Annotated in this window: 22 protein-coding genes; 9 read left to right on the plus strand and 13 right to left on the minus strand. The window is 73.8% G+C overall.

Features of this window, described 5'->3' with window-relative positions; genetic code table 11:
* The first annotated feature begins 37 nt into the window (after nucleotides 1-37).
* Nucleotides 38-1,339, plus strand: coding sequence for a CoA transferase (locus AMK29_RS00180; protein WP_073806541.1), 1,302 nt, complete (start codon nucleotides 38-40; stop codon nucleotides 1,337-1,339).
* A 13-nt stretch (nucleotides 1,340-1,352) separates the two neighbouring features.
* Here AMK29_RS00180 and AMK29_RS00185 read toward each other — a convergent pair whose 3' ends face one another.
* Genes AMK29_RS00185 through AMK29_RS00195 form a run of 3 tightly spaced genes read right to left on the minus strand, consistent with a single transcriptional unit; the run spans nucleotide 1,353 to nucleotide 3,997 of the window.
* Nucleotides 1,353-2,396 (minus strand): zinc-dependent alcohol dehydrogenase family protein, encoded by a 1,044-nt coding sequence (locus tag AMK29_RS00185; protein WP_073806542.1) that lies wholly within the window; start codon nucleotides 2,394-2,396, stop codon nucleotides 1,353-1,355.
* An 18-nt stretch (nucleotides 2,397-2,414) separates the two neighbouring features.
* Nucleotides 2,415-3,104: a lysoplasmalogenase gene (locus AMK29_RS00190; protein WP_079196704.1), complete on the minus strand. Its 690-nt coding sequence runs from the start codon at nucleotides 3,102-3,104 to the stop codon at nucleotides 2,415-2,417.
* Nucleotides 3,101-3,997, minus strand: coding sequence for a sterol desaturase family protein (locus AMK29_RS00195; protein ID WP_073806543.1), 897 nt, complete (start codon nucleotides 3,995-3,997; stop codon nucleotides 3,101-3,103). The genes AMK29_RS00190 and AMK29_RS00195 overlap by 4 nt, the downstream gene beginning before the upstream one ends.
* A 351-nt stretch (nucleotides 3,998-4,348) precedes the next feature.
* Here AMK29_RS00195 and AMK29_RS00200 point away from each other — a divergent pair, with 351 nt between their 5' ends.
* The 5 genes from AMK29_RS00200 to AMK29_RS00220 all read left to right on the plus strand — a co-directional run bounded on the left by AMK29_RS00200 (nucleotide 4,349) and on the right by AMK29_RS00220 (nucleotide 9,160).
* Complete coding sequence (locus AMK29_RS00200) at nucleotides 4,349-5,335, plus strand: DEDDh family exonuclease (protein ID WP_073806544.1); 987 nt, start codon at nucleotides 4,349-4,351, stop codon at nucleotides 5,333-5,335.
* Between the two features lie 64 nt (nucleotides 5,336-5,399).
* Complete coding sequence (locus AMK29_RS00205; RefSeq protein WP_073806545.1) at nucleotides 5,400-5,633, plus strand: hypothetical protein; 234 nt, start codon at nucleotides 5,400-5,402, stop codon at nucleotides 5,631-5,633.
* Nucleotides 5,634-5,759: 126 nt separating this feature from the next.
* A complete protein-coding gene (locus tag AMK29_RS00210; RefSeq protein WP_073806546.1) occupies nucleotides 5,760-6,575 on the plus strand; it encodes an SURF1 family cytochrome oxidase biogenesis protein in 816 nt (271 codons plus the stop codon).
* A 34-nt stretch (nucleotides 6,576-6,609) separates the two neighbouring features.
* Entirely contained in the window at nucleotides 6,610-8,400 is a 1,791-nt protein-coding gene (locus AMK29_RS00215; RefSeq protein WP_073806547.1) for a glycoside hydrolase family 15 protein, read from the plus strand.
* A 4-nt stretch (nucleotides 8,401-8,404) separates the two neighbouring features.
* Complete coding sequence (locus AMK29_RS00220) at nucleotides 8,405-9,160, plus strand: SDR family oxidoreductase (protein ID WP_073806548.1); 756 nt, start codon at nucleotides 8,405-8,407, stop codon at nucleotides 9,158-9,160.
* 22 nt (nucleotides 9,161-9,182) lie between these two features.
* Here AMK29_RS00220 and amaP read toward each other — a convergent pair whose 3' ends face one another.
* From amaP to AMK29_RS00245, 5 genes are read right to left on the minus strand one after another with little or no spacing between them, the layout of a single operon-like run.
* Nucleotides 9,183-9,770, minus strand: a complete 588-nt coding sequence (gene amaP, locus AMK29_RS00225; RefSeq protein ID WP_073808093.1) for an alkaline shock response membrane anchor protein AmaP — start codon at nucleotides 9,768-9,770, stop codon at nucleotides 9,183-9,185.
* A gap of 5 nt (nucleotides 9,771-9,775) precedes the next feature.
* Nucleotides 9,776-10,405 carry a DUF6286 domain-containing protein gene (locus AMK29_RS00230; RefSeq protein WP_073806549.1) on the minus strand — a complete coding sequence of 210 codons (630 nt, stop codon included), beginning with the start codon at nucleotides 10,403-10,405 and terminating at the stop codon, nucleotides 9,776-9,778.
* A complete protein-coding gene (locus tag AMK29_RS00235; RefSeq protein ID WP_073806550.1) occupies nucleotides 10,402-10,758 on the minus strand; it encodes an Asp23/Gls24 family envelope stress response protein in 357 nt (118 codons plus the stop codon). The genes AMK29_RS00230 and AMK29_RS00235 overlap by 4 nt, the downstream gene beginning before the upstream one ends.
* Before the next feature lie 3 nt (nucleotides 10,759-10,761).
* Nucleotides 10,762-10,953, minus strand: a complete 192-nt coding sequence (locus AMK29_RS00240; protein ID WP_073806551.1) for a hypothetical protein — start codon at nucleotides 10,951-10,953, stop codon at nucleotides 10,762-10,764.
* Between the two features lie 52 nt (nucleotides 10,954-11,005).
* On the minus strand, nucleotides 11,006-11,482 hold the full coding sequence (locus AMK29_RS00245) for an Asp23/Gls24 family envelope stress response protein (RefSeq protein ID WP_073806552.1): 477 nt from the start codon (nucleotides 11,480-11,482) through the stop codon (nucleotides 11,006-11,008).
* A 93-nt stretch (nucleotides 11,483-11,575) separates the two neighbouring features.
* Here AMK29_RS00245 and AMK29_RS00250 point away from each other — a divergent pair, with 93 nt between their 5' ends.
* Nucleotides 11,576-12,220 carry a hypothetical protein gene (locus AMK29_RS00250; RefSeq protein WP_073806553.1) on the plus strand — a complete coding sequence of 215 codons (645 nt, stop codon included), beginning with the start codon at nucleotides 11,576-11,578 and terminating at the stop codon, nucleotides 12,218-12,220.
* Between the two features lie 21 nt (nucleotides 12,221-12,241).
* Here the strand turns inward: AMK29_RS00250 and AMK29_RS00255 are convergent, their stop codons facing one another.
* The 3 genes from AMK29_RS00255 to AMK29_RS00265 form a co-directional block, all read right to left on the minus strand.
* A complete protein-coding gene (locus AMK29_RS00255; RefSeq protein WP_073806554.1) occupies nucleotides 12,242-13,042 on the minus strand; it encodes an enoyl-CoA hydratase/isomerase family protein in 801 nt (266 codons plus the stop codon).
* 128 nt (nucleotides 13,043-13,170) lie between these two features.
* Nucleotides 13,171-13,392 carry a helix-turn-helix domain-containing protein gene (locus tag AMK29_RS00260; RefSeq protein ID WP_005477683.1) on the minus strand — a complete coding sequence of 74 codons (222 nt, stop codon included), beginning with the start codon at nucleotides 13,390-13,392 and terminating at the stop codon, nucleotides 13,171-13,173.
* A 343-nt stretch (nucleotides 13,393-13,735) separates the two neighbouring features.
* Nucleotides 13,736-15,334 carry an ABC-F family ATP-binding cassette domain-containing protein gene (locus tag AMK29_RS00265; protein ID WP_073806555.1) on the minus strand — a complete coding sequence of 533 codons (1,599 nt, stop codon included), beginning with the start codon at nucleotides 15,332-15,334 and terminating at the stop codon, nucleotides 13,736-13,738.
* 265 nt (nucleotides 15,335-15,599) lie between these two features.
* Here AMK29_RS00265 and ypfJ point away from each other — a divergent pair, with 265 nt between their 5' ends.
* Nucleotides 15,600-16,490 carry a KPN_02809 family neutral zinc metallopeptidase gene (ypfJ, locus tag AMK29_RS00270; protein ID WP_073806556.1) on the plus strand — a complete coding sequence of 297 codons (891 nt, stop codon included), beginning with the start codon at nucleotides 15,600-15,602 and terminating at the stop codon, nucleotides 16,488-16,490.
* Nucleotides 16,491-16,558: 68 nt separating this feature from the next.
* Nucleotides 16,559-16,960, plus strand: a complete 402-nt coding sequence (locus AMK29_RS00275; protein WP_073806557.1) for a VOC family protein — start codon at nucleotides 16,559-16,561, stop codon at nucleotides 16,958-16,960.
* A 58-nt stretch (nucleotides 16,961-17,018) separates the two neighbouring features.
* Here AMK29_RS00275 and AMK29_RS00280 read toward each other — a convergent pair whose 3' ends face one another.
* Nucleotides 17,019-18,440 (minus strand): hypothetical protein, encoded by a 1,422-nt coding sequence (locus tag AMK29_RS00280; RefSeq protein ID WP_079196705.1) that lies wholly within the window; start codon nucleotides 18,438-18,440, stop codon nucleotides 17,019-17,021.
* A 188-nt stretch (nucleotides 18,441-18,628) separates the two neighbouring features.
* The gene (locus AMK29_RS00285; protein WP_073806558.1) at nucleotides 18,629-19,756 is read right to left on the minus strand and encodes an alpha/beta hydrolase; all 1,128 of its coding nucleotides are present in this window, start codon (nucleotides 19,754-19,756) and stop codon (nucleotides 18,629-18,631) included.
* Nucleotides 19,757-19,840 lie beyond the last annotated feature (84 nt).

Raw genomic sequence — 19,840 nt, forward strand, 5'->3', positions numbered from 1 at the left:
GACCCTTTCGCATGGCACGGAGTGCCACACTGTCGTCATGGACAACACGGTGCGCACCGGTACGGAGTTGGTGTGGTCGGCGCTCGGCGGCGATCCCGCCCTGGTCGACCGGGTGTCGTACACCGGGCCGTCCGGGCTGCTGGCGGCCCGGCTGCCGGTGATGGACCTGGCGCGGGCGACGGTGGCGGCCTGCTCGCTCGCCGCCGTCGAGCGGGCGGGGCTGCCGGGGCCGGTGCGGGTGGACGACGGCGCCGTCGCCACCGCCTTCGTGAGCGAGCGTCACCTGCGGGTCGACGGCCGGGCTCCGGTGAGCTTCGCGCCGCTCTCCCGGTTCTGGCGTACGGCCGACGGCTGGGTCCGCACCCACGCCAACTATCCGCACCACCGGGCGGCGCTGCTCGCCGCTCTCGACGTGCGGGAGGAGTCGGTGGAGGCGGTCGCGGCGGCGATCGGCGGGCGCGGCGCCGTGGAGGTCGAGACGGCGGTGTACGCGGCCGGGGGCCTGGCCGTCGCCCTGCGCACGCCCGGGGAGTGGGCGGCGCACGAGCAGGGCCGGGAGGTGGCGGCGCGGCCGCTGCTGACCCGGGAGCGGCTCGACGAGGCGCCGCCCCGGCGCCGTGCGGGGCCGCTGCGGGTCCTGGACCTGACCCGGGTGCTCGCGGGGCCGGTCGCGACCCGGACGCTCGCGCTGCTCGGCGCGGACGTGCTGCGGATCGACCCGCCGGCCAACCCCGAACTGCCCGACCAGCACGCGGACACGGACGTGGGGAAGCGGACCGCCGCGCTCGATCTGGAGCGTCCGTCCGACCGGCGCACCTTCGACGGTCTGCTGGACTCCGCCGACGTCCTGGTCACCGGCTACCGCCCGGGTGCCCTCGACCGCTTCGACCTCCACCGCCCGGGGCTCGTCACGGCCCGGCTCTCCGCCTGGGGGGACTACGGGCCGTGGGGCGGGCGGCGCGGCTTCGACTCCCTGGTCCAGGCGGCGACCGGGATCGCGGTGACCGAGGGCTCGGCCGGGGAGCCGGGCGCGCTGCCCGCGCAGGTCCTGGACCACGGCACGGGTTATCTCCTCGCGGCGGCCGTCCTCCGGTCGCTGACCGAGCAGGACCGGGACGGCGGCACGCGGCTCGTGCGGCTGGCGCTGGCGCAGACGGGGCACTGGCTGACGCACGCCCTGCCCCGGTACGAGCCCGACGGCCACCTCACCGAGTCGGAGGGCCCGCTCGGGCGGCTGCGGCACGCGCTGTCGCCGGTCGCGTACGAGGGCGGCCCGGCGGGCTGGTCGCGGCCGCCGGGCGTGGCGGGCGCGGACGCGCCCGCGTGGCTCCCGCGATGAGCCACGGCGCCGGTCACGGCTTGACGAGGACCTTCAGGGCCGTGCGCTCGTCCATCGCCTTGTAGCCGCCGGGGACGCCGTCGAGGCCGACGGTCAGGTCGAAGACCGGGGACGGGTCGATGGTGCCGTCGAGGACGTCCGCGAGGAGTTCCGGGATGTACGCGCGCACGGGGGCGACGCCGCCGCGCAGGGCGATGTTCCGGTCGAACATGACGGACAGGTCGAGTCCGGTGCCGCTGCCGTGGGGGACGCCGACGTAGCCGATGGAGCCGCCGTCGCGGGCGATGGCGACGGCGGTCCGCATGGACTGCTCGGTGCCGACGGCCTCGATGACGCCGTGGGCGCCCTGGCCGCCGGTGAGTTCGCGGACGGCGGCCTCGGCGGCCTCGCCGCGCTCGGCGACGACGTCGGTGGCGCCGAAGAGGCGGGCGATGTCGGTGCGGGCGGTGTGCCGGCCGAGGGCGATGATCCGCTCGGCGCCGAGCCGCTTGGCCGCGAGGACGCCGCAGAGGCCGACGGCGCCGTCGCCGACGACCGCGACGGTGGAGCCGGGCCGCACGCCGGCGCCGAGGGCCGCGTGGTGGCCGGTGCCCATGACGTCGGAGAGGGCGAGCAGCGCGGTCAGGAGACGGTCGTCGGAGGCGGCGTCGGCGGGGAGCTTGACGAGGGTGCCGTCGGCGAAGGGGACGCGGACGGCCTCGCCCTGGCCGCCGTCGGAGCCGACCGAGCCCCAGAAGCCGCCGCGCGGGCAGGAGGTCTGGAGGCCCTCGGCGCAGTGGTCGCAGGTGCCGTCGGACCAGACGAAGGGGGCGACGACGAGGTCTCCTGCGGTGAAGCCCGTGACCTCGGATCCCGCGGCCTCCACGACGCCGAGGAACTCGTGGCCGATGCGCTGGCCGGGCTGCCGGGCCGACTCGCCGCGGTAGGCCCACAGGTCGCTGCCGCAGACGCAGGCGCGCAGGACGCGGACGACGACGTCGGTGGGGTCCTGCACCACCGGGTCGGGCACGTCCTCCACGCGCATGTCGAACGGGGCGTGGATGGTGGTGGCGCGCATGGCGGACGGTCCTTGCTGTCAGACGGTTGTACGACGTTCACCGTACATCGAGCGGAGCGCTCCCGTCGTCAACAGGTACTGCGCCCCGATATAGGTCAGCATGACCCAGAAGTCCGGGGCGGGCAGCTGGGGCCACTCGGCGACCCCGGTGGCGATCAGGGTGTCGGACAGCAGGAAGAGGCCGCCGCCGAGTCCGGCCAGGAGGCCGAGGGAACTGGCGCGGTACGCCATGGCGGTGAGCAGCAGCGAGTAGCCGGCGACCGGGATCCTCAGCTCGGCGGGGAGGTCGGGCCAGAGGAGCGCGACGGTGCCGACGAGGGCGGCGGTGTACGCGGCCGCCAGGGGGACGGACGTACGGCGCCGCCCGAAGAGGACCAGGTAACAGACGTGACCCGCGGCGAAGGACCCCATGCCGACGAGGAAGGCCCAGTCGGCGTCGGAGAGCAGGAAGACGTCGCCGCCCCAGCCGAACAGGAGCGCGGCGGTCAGCAGCCTGGGGGCGCCCCTGGTGACGGCGTACGCGGCGAGCAGCGGCATCAGGAGCGGCTTGGCGAGCTGGTGGCCGAGCTCGGCGGCGGCGAGCAGGGAGATCAGGTCGACGGCGGCCGCGAGCCCGAAGGCGGCGAGGAGCGCGCGGGAGGAGCGCGACGGCGAGGCGGCCGGGACGGCGCGGGCGGGCACCGGGGCGGGTGCGGGGGCGGCGCTCACGCGACGGGCTCCGCGGCGGGTCCCGGGGCGGTCCCGGTGGTCTTCGGCGCCTCGGCGGTCGGCGGGCCGGGTTGCCAGCCGGGGCCGCGGAAGACCCGGCCGGCCCGCTCGCGCCAGTCGCGCGCGGCCCGGAGGTCGCGGGCGATGGCGGCGTACTCGTGGGTGGCGACCCGGAGCGGGTTGTACGTCTCGATGTTCTTGGTGAGCCCGTAGACGGGCCGGTCGGTCTCGCCGACCCAGGAGCCGAACATCCGGTCCCAGACGATGAGGATCCCACCGAAGTTCCGGTCCAGGTAGCCGCCCTGGGAGGCGTGGTGGACGCGGTGGTGCGAGGGCGTGTTGAGGACGTACTCGAAGGGCCGGGGCAGCCTGCCGACGCGCTCGGTGTGGATCCAGAACTGGTAGACGAGATTGACCGAGTAGCAGAAGGCGACGGCCGCCGGGTGGACGCCGAGGGCGATCATCGGCAGGTAGAACGGCCAGGAGGTCACGCTGGTCCAGGGCTGGCGCAGGGCGGTGGTGAGGTTGAACCTGCGGCTGCTGTGGTGGACGACGTGGCAGGCCCAGAGGATGCGGATGACGTGGTGTCCGCGGTGCTGCCAGTAGTAGAGGAAGTCCTGCGCGACCAGCATGAGCGGGATCGTCCACCAGAGGACGGGGACGCGGAGCGGCGTCAGCTCGTAGACCGCGGTGTAGATCGCGACCACGGGGATCTTCCACAGCGCGTCGAAGGCCAGGCTCCCGAGACCCATGCCGATGCTGGTGGCGGCGTCCTTGGTCTCGTACCCGGCGGCGTCCTCGTCGGGGTGGATCCGGTGGCTGATCATCTCCACGACGGTGAGCAGGACGAACGCCGGTATGGACCAGAGCACGACATCGGGCAGGTTCGGCATGCCGTCGACGGTAGGGGCGGGGGGCGGGGCACGGCTAGACGTGGTTACCAACAAGTATGCGAGACGACTTGTCAGCAAGCTTTGGCACCTTCCGACAAGGCGGTACGCCCCCCTGGCGTCCTGAGATCCACCGGATGTCGCCGCTCGGGCCCGCCGGGACCGCCGGCCTGTCACACCGTCATACCGTGGTGCCCGGGACCCGAAGGACAAGGGGGCGCGCACGCGGCGGAGTTGAGGGAAGCGGCACCGGGCGGCGGTTCGCCGACTCCTCGCACACCGCCGTCGACGGCCGCCTCGCCGGGTCCGCGGGGAGACCCTGGACGGAGTTGTCGGCAGCGGGCCGTATTCTCAGTGACCGTGCTTGACGACCGTACGACAGCAGCGACGTGGCCGGCCGCCTACCCGGAGGGGTACGCGGTCGTCGACGTGGAGACCACCGGACTCGCCCGCGACGACCGGATAGTGTCGGCTGCCGTCTACCGGCTGGACGCCCAGGGGAACGTCGAGGACCACTGGTACACCCTCGTCAACCCCGAGCGCGATCCGGGCCCGGTCTGGATCCACGGGCTGACCACGGACGTCCTGGAGGGCGCGCCGCTCTTCCCGGAGATCGCGGCGGAGTTCGCGGCCCGGCTCGACGGGCGGGTCCTCGTCGCGCACAACGCCATGTTCGACTGGCAGATGATCGCCCGGGAGTACGCGCGCGCCGAGTCGGCCGCGCCGGTGCGGCAGCGGCTGTGCACGATCGCGCTCGCCAAGGAGCTGTCGCTGCCGCTGCCCAACCACAAGCTGGAGTCGCTCGCCGCGCACTTCGGCGTCGTGCAGCAGCGCGCGCACAACGCGCTCGACGACGCGCGGGTGCTCGCCGAGGCGTTCCGGCCGAGCCTGCACGCGGCGGCGGAGCGGGGCGTACGACTGCCGCTCCTGGAGTGCCGGCCGCTGACCGAGTGGGCCTCGTCCCCGGAGCGGCCCCGGATCGGCCATCAGGCCACGGGCCCGTCCTCGTACCGGATGAACAGCTGGCGCCCCTCGCGGAAGCGTCCGCCGTGCCCGCACCCCAACCCCGGTCGGTACGAGACGGACAAACCTCTCAAGCAGGGCATGCGGGTGGCCTTCTCCGGGGACACCTCCGTCGACCGCGAACTCCTGGAGGACCGCACCGTCGACGCCGGCCTCCACGTCGCCGGCAGCGTCTCCCGGCTGACGAGCCTGCTGGTCACCAACGACCCGGACGCCGCCACCTCCAAGACGGTCAAGGCCAAGTCCTTCGGCACGCCGATCGTCGACGAGGCCGCCTACACCCAGCTGCTGCGGGACGTGACCCCGGCAGACGGGTGACACCCCCGGGCCTGCGGGCGTGCCGAGCTGCGCACGCCCGCCGGGAGCCCCCACCCTGTGGCGCATGGCACGTTGTGAGGTCTGCGGAAACGATTACGGCATGTCCTTCGAAGTCCACGCGCAGGGCGCGGTCCACGTCTTCGATTGCTTCGCCTGCGCCATCCACCGCATGGCGCCCATCTGCGAGCACTGCCGGGTCCAGATCATCGGACAGGGCGTCGAGGTCGACGGCAGCTGGTACTGCGGCGGCCACTGCGCCCGCGCGGAGGGAAAGGTGGGCATCGTCGACAGGGTCTGAGGAAGTCGGGGACGAGGAGTCCGGGTCGTGCGGAGGCCGGGATCCGAGGAAACGATCCTGGGCCCGGCGCCGGGCGAGCCGAACCCCCCTGCGTGCACCCCATGGACCGAGTTGTACGGTCATGGGGTGTACCGCTTCCTGTTGTCCCGGCAGTGGGTGATCCTCACCCTCGTCGCCCTCGTCCTCATCCCGACGATGATCGAGCTGGGCTTCTGGCAGTTCCACCGGCACGAACGCCGGGTCGCCCAGAACGCCCTGATCGCGGACAGCGTCGCGGCGAAGCCGGTCCCGGTCGAGGAGCTCACCTCCCCCGGCCACACCGTCCCGCGCTCCGACTACTGGCGGCCCGCCACCGCGACCGGCACCTTCGACACCGCCCATGAGGTCGTCGTCCGCCGCCGCACCAACTCCGACGACCGGGTCGGCGTGCACGTCCTGACCCCGATGGTCCTCCGGGACGGCCGGGTCGTCCTGGTCAACCGCGGCTGGGTCCCGGCCGCCGCCGACCAGCACTCCTTCCCACCGGTACCGCCCGCCCCCAGGGGCGAGGTCACGATCACCGGCCGCCTCAAGGCCGACGAGACGACCGGCGCCAGCGGCATCAAAGACCTGAAGGGTCTGCCGGACCGCCAGGTCATGCTGATCGACAGCGAGCAGCAGTCCCAGCTCATCGGGCGCGAGGTGCTCGGCGGCTACCTCGAACAGATCGCGCCCGAACCGGCCGGGAACACCCCGGAGCAGATCCCCGAGCCCGACCACGACTCGATCGGCGCCCACATGGCGTACGCGGTGCAGTGGTGGCTCTTCGCGGCCGGCGTGCCCGTCGGCTGGGTGATCCTGGTCCGCCGGGAGAGGCGCGACCGGATGGCGGCGGCCTCCGCCGGGACCCCCGCGGAACCGGAGCGCGACGCCGAAGCGATCAAGGCCACCCCCTCCCGCTGATTGACCGTCGCCGCTTGCGGGAACAGGGCAGAGCGTGACGCAACGTATCGACGACTACGCCCTCATCGGTGATCTCCAGACGGCCGCGCTCGTCGGCCGCGACGGATCGGTCGACTGGCTGTGTCTGCCCCGCTTCGACTCGGCCGCCTGCTTCGCCGCGATCCTCGGCGACGAGGACAACGGCCACTGGCGGATCGCCCCCAAGGGCGCCACGACCTGCGCCACGCGCCGGTACGCCGAGGACTCCCTCGTCCTGGAGACCTACTGGGAGACCCGTACCGGCACCGTGAAGGTCGTCGACTTCATGCCCCAGCGGGACAGGGCCCCCGACCTGATGCGGATCGTGGAGGGCGTCAGCGGCAGCGTCGAGATGAGCTCCGTCCTGCGGCTCCGGTTCGACTACGGCTCGGTCGTGCCCTGGATGCGCCGCACCGACGGCCACCGCGTCGCGGTCGCCGGGCCCGACTCGGTCTGGCTGCGCAGCGAGCCGCCCGTGAAGACCTGGGGCCAGCAGTTCTCCACCTGTTCCTCCTTCACCGTCGCCGCCGGCGAGAAGGTGGCCTTCGTCATGACCTGGCACCCCTCGCACGAGCCGCGGCCCGCGCTCGTCGACCCGTACGAGGCGCTGGAGCAGTCCCTCACGGACTGGCGGGAGTGGACGGCGCTCTGCACCTACCAGGGGCCGCACCGGGAGGCGGTCCTGCGCTCCCTGATCACCCTGAAGGCGCTGACCTACGGCCCGACCGGCGGCATCGTGGCCGCCCCGACCACCTCCCTGCCGGAGGAGGTCGGCGGCGTACGGAACTGGGACTACCGGGCCTGCTGGCTGCGCGACTCCTCCCTCACCCTCGGCGCGCTGCTCTCCGCCGGCTACGTCGAGGAGGCCGCCGCCTGGCGGGACTGGCTCCTCCGCTCGGTCGCGGGCAACCCGGCCGACCTGCAGATCATGTACGGGCCCGCCGGGGAGCGCCGGCTCCCCGAGACCACCCTGCCGTGGCTGCGGGGGTACGCCGACTCGGCGCCGGTCCGCACCGGGAACGCGGCGGTGGACCAGTTCCAGCTCGACGTGTACGGCGAGGTCATGGACTCGCTCTACCGGGCGGGCAAGGCCGGGATCCCGGCGGAGCGGCACGCCTGGAACCTCCAGCTGAGCCTGCTCGGCTTCCTGGAGTCGACCTGGCGCGAGCCCGACGAGGGCCTGTGGGAGGTACGCGGGCCGCGCCGCCACTTCACCCACTCGAAGGTGATGGCCTGGGTGGCCGCCGACCGGGCGGTGCGCACCCTGGAGGCGGACCCCTCGCTGCCGGGGGACGTGGCCCGGTGGCGGGCGATGCGGGACGACATCCACGCGCAGGTGTGCGCCAGGTCCTACGACCCCGTCCGGAACACCTTCACCCAGTCGTACGGCTCGCTGGAACTGGACGCGGCGACCCTCCTCATCCCGCAGGTCGGCTTCCTGCCGCCGGACGACCCCCGGGTGGTGGGAACGGTCGAGGCGGTCCAGGCGGAGCTGATGCACGAGGGCTTCCTGCGCCGGTACAGCACCGAATCAGGGGCGATCGACGGCCTGCCGGGCCACGAGGGCACCTTCCTGGTCTGCTCGTTCTGGCTGGCGGACGCGCTCCTGCTGACCGGCAGGAAGGACGAGGCCCGCGAGCTCTTCGAGCGCCTCGTGACCCTGTGCAACGACGTCGGCCTCCTCGCGGAGGAGTACGACCCGGTGACGGGACGCCAGCTGGGCAACTTCCCCCAGGCCTTCAGCCACATCGGCCTCGTGGGCACGGCACTCGCGCTGGCCCGGGAGGATCAGGACCCGGCAGGATAGGTCCATGGATCTTGGACTGAAGGACCGCGTGTACGTGGTGACCGGGGCGACGCGGGGGCTCGGGCGGGCCTCCGCCGAGGCGCTGCTCGCCGAGGGCGCCAAGGTGCTGGTCACCGGGCGCGACGAGAAGACCGTCGCCGAGGCGGCGGCCGAGCTGGGGCCGGGCGCGGCCGGGATCGCCGCCGACAACACCGACCCCGAGACGCCGACGCGGCTCATCGCCGAGGCGCGGGCCCGCTTCGGCGGCTTCGACGGCATCCTGATCAGCGTGGGCGGTCCCGCCCCCGGCTTCGCGGCGGACAACACCGACGAACAGTGGGCGACGGCCTTCGACACCGTCTTCCTCGGGGCCGTGCGGCTGGCCAGGGCCGCCGCCGAGACCCTCGGCGAGGGCGGGGTCATCGGCTTCGTCCTGTCCGCCTCGGTCCACGAGCCGATCGCCGGACTGACCATCTCCAACGGGCTGCGCCCGGGCCTGGCCGGCTTCGCGAAGTCCCTCGCCAACGACCTCGGTCCGCGCGGGGTGCGGGTCGTCGGACTGCTGCCCAGCCGGATCGACACGGACCGGGTGCGGTCCCTGGACGCGCTCTCCGGCGACGCGGACGCGGCCCGCGCGGCCAACGAAGCCACCATCCCGCTGCGCCGCTACGGCACCCCGGAGGAGTTCGGGCGGACGGCGGCCTTCGTACTGTCCCCGGCCGCCTCCTACCTGACGGGGCTGATGCTCCCGGTGGACGGCGGGGCCCGCAGCGGATTCTGAGGGCCCGTGTCCCGGTCCGCCGTCAGGTCACCCGCTTGGCCCGGTGCTTCACCGCACGCAGGCGGGCCTCGGTGGGCAGGGCGGACAGGCCGGTGGACGTCCGGGCGTGGGCGAGGGCCCGGGACCCGAGGGTGTCCAGGGCGTCCCCCGGGGAGGCGTACGGCTCCAGGAGGAGCGCGACCCGGGCGCGTGGAGTGTGCCGGCGTCCGGTGAGGGCGATCCGGGCCCGAGCCACGCCTTCCTGAGCGGCCGCGTCCGCCTCGATGACGCCTTCCAGGGCCCGGCCGCGCAGGACGGCCTCCTCGCCGTCGCCGCTGTCGACGGCGACCTCGGCGAGGCGGGCCCGCCGGAACTGGGCGAGCAGCCACCACAGGGCGAGCAGGACGATCAGCGCGAGCACGGCGATGACCACCGGCCACCACCAGCCCTCGTCCCGCCAGCGCTGCCGGTCGGCGGCGGTGAGCAGGACGTCCGCGGGGCCCGACCAGGGCCACCAGGTCGGTACGGCCAGGTCGAGGGCGGCGGCGAGGACTCCCCCGCCGACGAGGACGAGGAGCAGCCCGACGAGGGCGAGCAGGACGCGGTTGACGCGCCGGAGGACGACCGTCACCGCGCTCACCCCTTCCTGGGCGGCCGGGCCACCCGTACGTTCAGTGCGGGCGGGTGGGCGAGGGCCAGTTCGTCGACGCCGGTGGCGAGGGCCGTCTCCAGGTCGGCGCGGACCTCGTCGAGCGCCCGGAAGTGCGAGACGGCCTTGACGGCCACCTTGGATCGGCCCACGCGCACCTTGGCGGACTGCACCCCGGAGACCTCCATGGCGCGGTCGCGCAGGGCGAGGCCGGCGGCCTCCCGGTCGAGCCCGGCCCGTACGTCGGCGTGGGCGCGGCGCATCGGGAGGATCTGGCGCAGGCCCGGGGTCAGCGCCAGGACCAGGAGCCAGAGGCCGAGGAGGACCGCCAGGACGGCTCCGCCGATGACGAAGGTGTCGTCGAGCGGCCGGGTCGCGAGGCCGTCGGCGAGTTCGCGCCGCCAGGCCATCGCGGAGCGGTCGGCACGCACGGACGCCACGTCGTACAGGAGCAGTCCCGCTCCGGCGAGGACCAGGGCCGCGACCAGGGCGGCCGGGATCCGGCGTACGGCCCAGAAGCGCCGGACCGGGGAGGCGGGGGCGTCGGCCAGGACGGGGACGTCGTCGCGCCCCGGGTCCGGGGCGGGCGCGGGGTTCGGATCCGTTGCGGTCGTCATGACAGCCTGTCCCTCCGCGTGGCCTGCCGGGTCAGCGGGGAGTGGAGGCGCTCGACGTGGACGGTGACCTCGTGGACCTCCATGCCGACGAGCTCCTCCACCCGCGCGCGTACCCGGCCCCGGACGGCGCCGCACCGGCGGCCGACGTCCGAGGGATAGTCGAGTTCGAGGCTCACGGAGACCCGTGCGACGTCCCGGTGGACGACGACCGAGGCGTGCGGGCGTGAGCCGCCCTCGGGGACGGCTTCAAGGGCTTCTCCGGCCGCCTGGGCGGCGATCTTCGCGACGACCCGGTCGGCGATGTTGGTCGCTCCCCGGCCCCGAACGGGGTCCGGGGCCGATTCCGCTGCCATCCGTCACCGCCGCCGGTCGCCGCGTTCGCGACTCCGGAACAGGTCGCCGGGTTCGAGGTCGCCGTCGAGGAAGCGGCCCGCCACGAAACCGACCAATCCCAAGGCCGCGACCAGCACGAACGCTCCGAAGCCGCCGAAGTATCCGGCGAAGCCGAGCGCCATGCCGGCCAACAGGCCGACCACAGCCATAGTCATTCCTGACCCCTTCCTGAGGAACTTCCGGCCCCCTGTGCCCAGCCGTCAGCGGCTACTGGAGCCGCTGCTCCGACTCCTCCTCCTCGTCGTCGGGCAGCTTCACGTCGCTGACCGCGATGTTGACCTCCACGACCTCGAGGCCCGTCATGCGCTCGACGGCCGTGATGACGTTCTCCCGGACGTCACCGGCGACGTCCGCGATGGAGACGCCGTAGACGACCACGATCTCCAGGTCGAGGGCGGTCTGTACCTCGCCGACCTCGGCCTTCACCCCTCGGGTGGCGTTCGACTTGCCGCCGCCGGTGCCGGGTACCCGGTCCCGGACCGCGCCGAAGGTGCGGGAGAGCCCGCTGCCCATGGCGTGGACGCCGTCGACGTCCCGGGCGGCGAGGCCGGCGATCTTCTCGACGACTCCGTCGGCGATGGTGGTGCGGCCCCGGGAGGCCGGGTCGCCGCCGCCGCGCTTGGTGACCGAGGTGCGGCGCGATTCGTCACCGGAGCCGGCGCCGAAGTTACTGGTGTCCGTCATTACGTTTCGCCCCTTCTGGGTTAATTCGGGGTTCTTCGCCCACACTAAGGGCGGTTACCCGGTCTCGCCCCAGGGATACGGCAGGCTGGGGTAATGACGACGAACGACGGTTGGGCCGCAGCGGTACGGGACCGCCTCGCCCCGGGCAGGCTGTTGCCGCTCGGGACGGCGGCGGACGGGGCATGGATCACGGAGCGAGCGGCGCGGGAGGTATTGGGCCGGGCCGCTTCGGCCGTACGGGGTGTGGTGCCGGGCGCCCTGCGGATCCGCCCGGACCGGGAGGCGGAGTCCGGGGAGGAGGCGGCCCTGCGGGTCTCGGCCTCGTTCGGCGCGGTGGCCGGGCACCCGCTGCCCGCACTCACCGAGGCGCTCCGGGCGGCTCTGCTCACGGCGGCCGAGGACGAACTCGGGCTGGTGACGGCGGCCGTGGACCTGCGGGTGACGGATCTCCTCGACGCGGCGCCGCCGGAGGCGGGCCCGGCCGCTCCCCCGCCGGGCGCGACCTCCCCGGCGACGGACGACCCGGTGGCCCTCGCGGCGCTCGGCGTGGCGGGCGTCGCGGCGATGACGGACACGGTCGGCCCGCCGGTGCGCCGGGACGCCGACGGGGTACGGGTCGAACTGGCCGTGACGGCCGGCCACCGTCCCCTGGACGTGACCCGTGCCGTACGCACGGCGGTGACCGCCGCCGTCCCGGAGGCGGCGGCGGTCACGGTCGTGGTGTCGGAACTGCGCTAGGAGGTGTCTCGCGGGCAGGCGTCAGTCGCCGAGGCCCGCGAGGTCGCGCAGGCGGCGGGCCTGGGCGGCGCGCTCGGCGACGCGCTGCTCCTCGTACGAGCGGCCGACGGCGCCCTGGAGCAGCCCCTTGGTCTCGATGACCGCGTCACGCGGCGCCGCGACCAGGGCGGCGGCGAGGTCACGTACCGCCGCGTCGAGCTCGTCGGCGGGCACGGACAGGTTGGCGAGACCGATGCGCTCGGCCTCGTCCGCGTGGACGAAGCGGCCGGTGGCGCAGATCTCGAGCGCGCGGGCGTAGCCGACGAGCGAGACGAGCGGGTGCGTCCCGGTCAGGTCCGGGACGAGGCCCAGGCTGGTCTCGCGCATGGCGAACTGCACGTCCTCGGCGACGACCCGCAGGTCGCACGCGAGGGCGAGCTGGAAGCCCGCGCCGATGGCGTGCCCCTGGACGGCCGCGATCGACACGAGGTCGCCACGGCGCCACCAGGTGAACGCCTCCTGGTACTCGGCGATCTCCGCGTCGAGGTCCTCGTCGGAACCGCGCGCGAGATCGATGAAGGACGGCTCTCCGTCGAAGCCCTCGGGCGTGAACGCCTGCCGGTCGAGACCGGCGGAGAAGGACTTGCCCTCGCCGCGCAGGACGACGACCCGCACGCTGCCGGGCAACGACCGTCCGGCTTCCGTCAACGCCCGCCACAGAGCGGGAGACTGAGCGTTGCGCTTCGCCGGATTGGTCAGGGTCACCGTGGCAACGGCGTCCTCGACGGTGAGCCGTACACCGTCCTTGTCGAATACGAGCTCAGAGTCTTCGAGCGTAGTCATGGGGCGCCTCCGGTTCCGGTGCAGCACTGCATCCGATGCTAAGTGACTGCACAGTAACCACCTGGCCCGTCGCGGGACCGACCGGGTGGCCACCGAGAGTCCCGGTGGCCGGTCGAGCCGCCCCGATGTCAGGCCGAGGCTGTCTTCTTGCCCCGGGTCGCTCCGCCGCGTCCGCGCAGCGTGACTCCGGACTCGCTGAGCATCCGGTGGACGAATCCGTAGGAGCGGCCCGTTTCCTCGGCCAGCGCCCGGATGCTCGCACCGGAGTCGTACTTCTTCTTCAGGTCTGCCGCGAGCTTGTCGCGCGCGGCGCCGGTCACCCGGCTGCCCTTCTTCAGAGTCTCGGCCACCCGTGCCTCCTCATGGGAAGTGCGCTCTGGACTTCTCATGATCACCCCTCCCGTCCGTCCTGGCCACCCATTCGACAAGGTCCATGCCGCCGGGTTCGGGAACAGGTGCGGCGCCGTCACGACCGGAACCTCTGATTCCGGTGTGCCGGAAAGGCGGCTCCACGGCGCTCGGCGCGGGAAGTGCCAGGTCAGCGACGCGCCGGGAACACGGGTACGGCGCGGGTCTGCCGGAAGGATTCGGCAGAGCACCGCGCCGGGAGGTACGAGACGCCCTCACTCAGATGAAGGATCACGCATGAGCCGAATGATCCAGCCCGGAATGATCACCCGGGCGTTCTCCGGGTCAGGCGAGCGCCACGAGGTCCGCGTAGTCCGGGCCCCACAGGTCCTCGACGCCGTCGGGGAGCAGGATGATCCGCTCCGGCTCCAGCGCGTCGACCGCGCCCTCGTCGTGGGTGACGAGGACGACGGCGCCCTTGTAGGTGCGCAGGGCCCCGAGGATCTCCTCGCGGCTCGCCGGGTCCAGGTTGTTGGTCGGCTCGTCCAGGAGCAGCACGTTCGCCGAGGAGACGACCAGGGTCGCCAGGGCGAGCCGGGTCTTCTCGCCACCGGAGAGGACCCCGGCCGGCTTGTCGACGTCGTCGCCCGAGAAGAGGAAGGAGCCGAGCGTCTTGCGGACCTGCACGAGGTCCAGGTCGGGCGCGGCCGAGCGCATGTTCTCCAGGACGCTGCGCTCGGGGTCGAGGGTCTCGTGCTCCTGGGCGTAGTAGCCGAGCTTGAGGCCGTGGCCCGGGGTCACCTCGCCCGTGTCGGGCTTCTCGGCGCCGGCGAGCAGCCGGAGCAGCGTCGTCTTGCCCGCGCCGTTGAGGCCGAGGATGACGACGCGGGATCCCTTGTCGATGGCGAGGTCCACATCGGTGAAGATCTCGAGCGAGCCGTAGGACTTGGAGAGCCCCTCGGCCGTCAGGGGCGTCTTGCCGCAGGGCGCCGGGTCCGGGAAGCGGAGCTTGGCGACCTTGTCGGAGGCGCGCACCGCCTCCAGACCGGAGAGCAGCCGCTCGGCGCGCTTGGCCATGTTCTGCGCGGCGACCGTCTTGGTGGCCTTGGCGCGCATCTTGTCGGCCTGCGAGTTGAGGGCGGCGGCCTTCTTCTCGGCGTTCTGGCGCTCGCGCTTGCGGCGCTTCTCGTCGGCCTCGCGCTGCTGCTGGTAGAGCTTCCAGCCCATGTTGTAGACGTCGATCGTGGAGCGGTTGGCGTCCAGGTAGAAGACCTTGTTGACCACGGTCTCGACGAGGTCGACGTCGTGGGAGATCACGATGAAGCCGCCGCGGTAGGTCTTCAGGTAGTCGCGCAGCCAGACGATGGAGTCGGCGTCGAGGTGGTTCGTCGGCTCGTCGAGGAGGAGCGTGTCGGCGTCCGAGAAGAGGATGCGGGCGAGCTCGACCCGGCGGCGCTGACCTCCGGAGAGGGTGTGCAGCGGCTGGCCGAGGACCCGGTCGGGGAGGCCGAGGGCGGCGGCGATGGTGGAGGCCTCGGCCTCGGCCGCGTACCCGCCCTTGGTCAGGAACTCGGTCTCCTGGCGCTCGTACTGCTTCATCGCCTTGTCGCGGGTGCCGCCGGAGCCGGTGGCGATGCGCTCCTCGTTCATCCGCATCTTCTTGAGGAGGACGTCGAGGCCGCGGGCGGAGAGGATGCGGTCGCGGGCCAGGACGTCGAGGTCGCCGGTGCGCGGGTCCTGCGGGAGGTAGCCGACCTCGCCGGAGCGCGCGATGGAGCCGCCGGCGGGGACGCCTTCGCCCGCGAGGCACTTGGTGAGGGTGGTCTTGCCCGCTCCGTTGCGACCGACGAGGCCGATGCGGTCGCCCTTGGCGACGCGGAAGGATGCGGACTCGATGAGGACACGGGCGCCGGCGCGCAGCTCGATGCCGGAAGCGGTGATCACGGACAGACTCCAGGGCGGTGGGAAACGGCGGAAGGACGACGGGTGGAGGGCTTCGACGCCGCTAGTGCACGGGGAGAATGGCCATACGGCCAGTCTAACGGGCCCCTGCAACTGCTTTTCGGCCACGCGGTCCCTGAAGGCCAGATCGGACTTTTCTCACATTCCTTCCGATGCTCAGCAAAAGGGGCGAACGCGGAGGGATGGTTCGATACTCGGCGCAGGGCGGCGGCCACTGCCGCGGCGGTGACGCGGAGGGTGGTGGACCGTGCAGTTCGACGACGACGCCGATCTGGACACCTCGGAGGTACGGGACGTCCGCGGCAGCCGCGTCCCGGGTGGCAGGGCGACCGTCGGCGGCGGACTCGTCGGCCTCATCGCGCTGGTCCTGGGCGTGCTCTTCGGGGTGGGGCCCGATCAGCTGGGACTCTCCTCGGGCGGCGAGGAGCCCGCCGCGCGCTCCTCCTCCGCGGCGCAGGTGAACCAGGCCTGCCGGAAGGGCTCGGACGCCAACACGCGCGAGGACTGCCGGATCGTCGCCGTCGTCAACAGCGTCCAGGACTTCTGGCGGACCGAGTACGCGCGCCGCGGCGGCACCTACGGGAGCGCCGCCACCGTGATGTTCAGCCGGCAGGTCGGGACCGCATGCGGCACCGCGACCTCGGCCGTGGGGCCCTTCTACTGCCCGGGTGACCGGCAGGTCTATCTGGACCTGGGCTTCTTCGAGGAACTGCGGACCACGTTCGGAGCCGGCGGCGGGCCGTTCGCGCAGGCGTACGTGGTGGCGCACGAGTACGGGCACCACGTCCAGAACCTCATGGGGACCCTGAGCCGCGCCCAGGACGGGCGGACCGGCGCGGGCTCCGGCGCCGTGCGGGTCGAGCTCCAGGCCGACTGCTACGCGGGCGTGTGGGCCCGGCACGCCACGACCACACCCGACGACCGGACGGGCCGACCGCTGCTGACCACGCTCACGGAGGCGGACATCCGGGACGGCCTGGACGCGGCGGCCGCGGTGGGCGACGACCGGATCCAGGAGAGGTTCCAGGGCCGGGTCACTCCGGAGAGCTGGACGCACGGCTCGGCGGCCCAGCGGCAGCGGTGGTTCCACGAGGGGTACCGGACCGGTGACATGGCCCGGTGCGACACCTTCCGCTGAGTTGTCGGTCCCGACTGCCAGACTGAGACCCAGGTCACATGCGGCTGCATCGAAGGGAAGTGATCGGGATGGCTGAGGCCCCCCACATCTGTCCGACGCTGACGTACGAGGACGCGAAGGCGGCGATCACCCTCCTCACGGAGGGCTTCGGCTTCGCCGCGACCGCCGTGTACGAGGCGGAGGACGGGCGGATCGCGCACGCCGAGCTGTCGTACGGGAACGGCATGGTGATGCTGGGCAGCAAGGGCACCGGGAGCGAGTTCGACAAGCTGATGACGGACGCGGGCCCGGTGGGGGTCTTCGTGCACGTCGCCGACGTCGACGAGCACCACGCGCGGGCGGTCGCCCACGGCGTCGAGATCGTGATGCCGCCCACGGACCAGGAGTACGGCTCCCGGGACTACATGGCCCGGGACGCCGAGGGCAACATCTGGAGCTTCGGGACGTACGTCCCCGGCGCCGCGGAGTAGCCGGGCGCCGGGCGGGGGCGCGCGCCCGGCACGGACGCCGTCGCGCTCCCCCGGCGCGTCACGCTCCCCCGGTGTGGACCTGGAAGGCGGCCCGGCGGACCGCCTTGGCCAGGGCCGGGTCCGGGTGGGCGGCGGCGAGGGCGACCAGGACCTGGACCGTACGGGGGTGACCGACCGCCCGGATCTCGTCGAGCAGGGCCGGGACGGTGCCCTGCACGGCGGAGTCGAGGTGCCGGACGAGGAGTTCGCTCTCGCCGTGGTCGGCGACGGCCGCCGCCGTGTCCACCCACAGCCAGGTCGACTCCTCGCGGGTGAGGACCTCCTGGGCGTCGTCGGGGTCGGCGCCCTCGTACTCGGCCAGCCAGAGCAGGGCGTACGGGCGCAGGGAGGGCTCGGAGACGGTGGCGCGCACCTCGGCCTCCGCGGGGGCCCCGACGACCCGGAGCGCCTCGAAGGCCAGGCCGCGCAGCAGGGCGTCCTCGCCCCGGGCGACGGCGAGGAGTTCGCTCACGGCGCTGGAGAGCGTGCGGGCCGCGAGCCAGGCGCGGTACTCGGCGCGGGCCGGGCCGGGGGTGAGCCGGGCGCAGCCCCGGAGCATGTCCTCGGCGGACTGCTCGATGTTGCCCGCGGGGCTCTGCGCGGCGACGCAGATCTGCTCCAGCTTGACCCAGACCGCCCAGTTGCCGAGCGGGGTCAGGGTGGCGTGACGCCCCTCCGCGCCGGCGTCGAGGGTGAGCGCGCCGACGGCCGCGAGGCCTTCGAGCGCCCAGTCGAGGAGGGCCGGGAGCCCGTCGGTGCCGTCGACCGCGCCGGTGGTGGCGGCGGCCTCGGGGGCCGGGCCGGCCGCCGGGACCTCGCAGCGCTCCTCGCGGAGCTCCTCGACGCGCTGGCCGAGCAGGTCGAGGAGGGCGGGGACCAGGACCGGGCCCTGGGAGAGCTGGAGGAGCGAGAGCACCTGGGGGACGGCCTCGACGACCTCGGCGACGGCGCTCGGCTCGACGCCCTCGGAAGCCGGGTGCACCAGGGACCAGGCGTCGAAGAGGGCGACCCAGCCGCGCAGCACGGCGGAGTCGTCGCGGTCCCAGGCGTGCAGCCGCCAGCCGGGGCGGGCGGTGTCGCCGTGGAGCTCGACGAGCCCGGCGAGCCGGGCGCGGTCCCAGCCGGCCCGGACCTGGCCGGGCGTCAGGTTCAGCGCGGCCGCGGCCCGTTCCCGGGCGGTGACGGGCCCGGAGCCGGGGCGGGGGGCCGCGTCGGCACCGCGCTCGACGGCGGCCCAGCGGGCGATCCGTACGGCGTCGGCGAGGACGAGCCGGGCCTGGCGGGCGAGTTCCGCGCGGGGCGGAGTGCCCTCGGGCGGCCTCGGCGCCGGCCGGGTGCGCCGGGTCGTCACGGCCCGTCGGGCGGTGGCCAGCGCCCGTGGGCGGACGAGTCGGAGTCTGGAGTTGCGCGCCAATGGTTCATCGGGCTTTCGAGACGTCACGGGGGCAGTCTTCCCGCTGACGGCCCGAAAGCCCAATCGGAATCGACCGGCCCGCCGGAACGGGCCCGGAGATGGGGCGCGGGCGGGCGCGGGCGGGGGGCGTGGGGCGGGCGCGCGGGGTCCGGTGGGGCGTCCGGTGGAACATGGCCGGATCGAACGGGCGCTCTACCGGATCGACAGGACACCCCCTAGAGGAGCGGGGTGAGGAAGCGGCGCAGGAACTCCTCGTAGCGGACGGGGTCCGCGTTCCACATGGCCGCGTGCGGGGCGTTCCGGACGGTCTGGGACGAGACCAGATCGGGGCGGCGGGCGGCGAGTTCCAGGGAGGGTTCCCAGGGGGCGATGGTGTCGTCGGGGCCGTGCAGGAGGAGGACCGGGACGCGCAGGGCGTCGGGCGCGGAGGCGGCCCGGAGCAGGTCGGCGTGCGGACCGGTCCTGCCCTGGGCGGCGCGGACGGCGAGCGGGAGGAGCGGTGCCGGGACGTGGCGGGCCGCGGCGAGGTTGCGGAGGGTGGCCTCCCAGTCCAGGACCGGGGAGTCGAGGACGAGGCCGGAGATCCGGTCGCGCACCCCTGACTCGGCGGCGGCGCGCAGGGCCATGGAGGCCCCGGTCCCCCAGCCGTGCAGGACGACGCCGGCCGCGCCCCTGCGGACGGCGTAGCGGATGGCGGCGTCGACGTCGCGCCACTCGGAGTCGCCGAGCCGGGCGAGGCCGTCCGCCGTGGCGGGTGCCCCGTCGTCGCCGCGGTAGGTGGGGACGAGGACGGGGATCTTGCGGCGGGCGTAGAAGGGGACGACGTTCAGCGGGTGCTCGCGCGTGGTGCCGAGGCCGTGCAGGGCGATCACCCAGGTCGGCCGGGGGCCGGGCACGAGCCAGGCCGGGAGGGGGCCGAGTTCGCCGGGGATCTCGACGTCCTCGTGGGCGAGCCCCAGGGCGCCGAGCGGTGTGCCGCGGTGCAGCTGGGGGGTGAACCGGACACGGGCGCCGGGGCCGAGCGCGCCCAGCTCGACCCGTTCGAGTCGCCGGACGACGGTGTCGGCGGTGTGCGGGACCCGGTCGAGGACGGGGCCGACCACGGCGTGCAGGCCGGGGCCTTCGAGGCCGTAGGTGCCGGGGCGCAGCGAGGCCAGGCTGCGGGTGAGGGTGATGCGCTCGGGGCCGACGGTGTGCACGGTGAGGCGTGGGTCCCCGGGCAGGGGACGTCCGGACGGCGCCTTGAGGGCGACGTCGCTGGCGTACCGGCCGGCCGCGACCGCGACCGCGCCGACACCGAGCAGGGTGGTGACGGCCGCTGCCGTCGCTGTAGCCGGGCGCACGCTCCCAGTGTCGGCAGGGTGGGGAGGACCTGCCACCGGACGGACCCGGCCGGGGCGGGAGAGGGACTGCTTTCGGCCACTGCG

The sequence above is a fragment of the Streptomyces sp. CB02261 genome, assembly GCF_001905665.1.
In the GTDB taxonomy this organism is placed as follows: domain Bacteria; phylum Actinomycetota; class Actinomycetes; order Streptomycetales; family Streptomycetaceae; genus Streptomyces.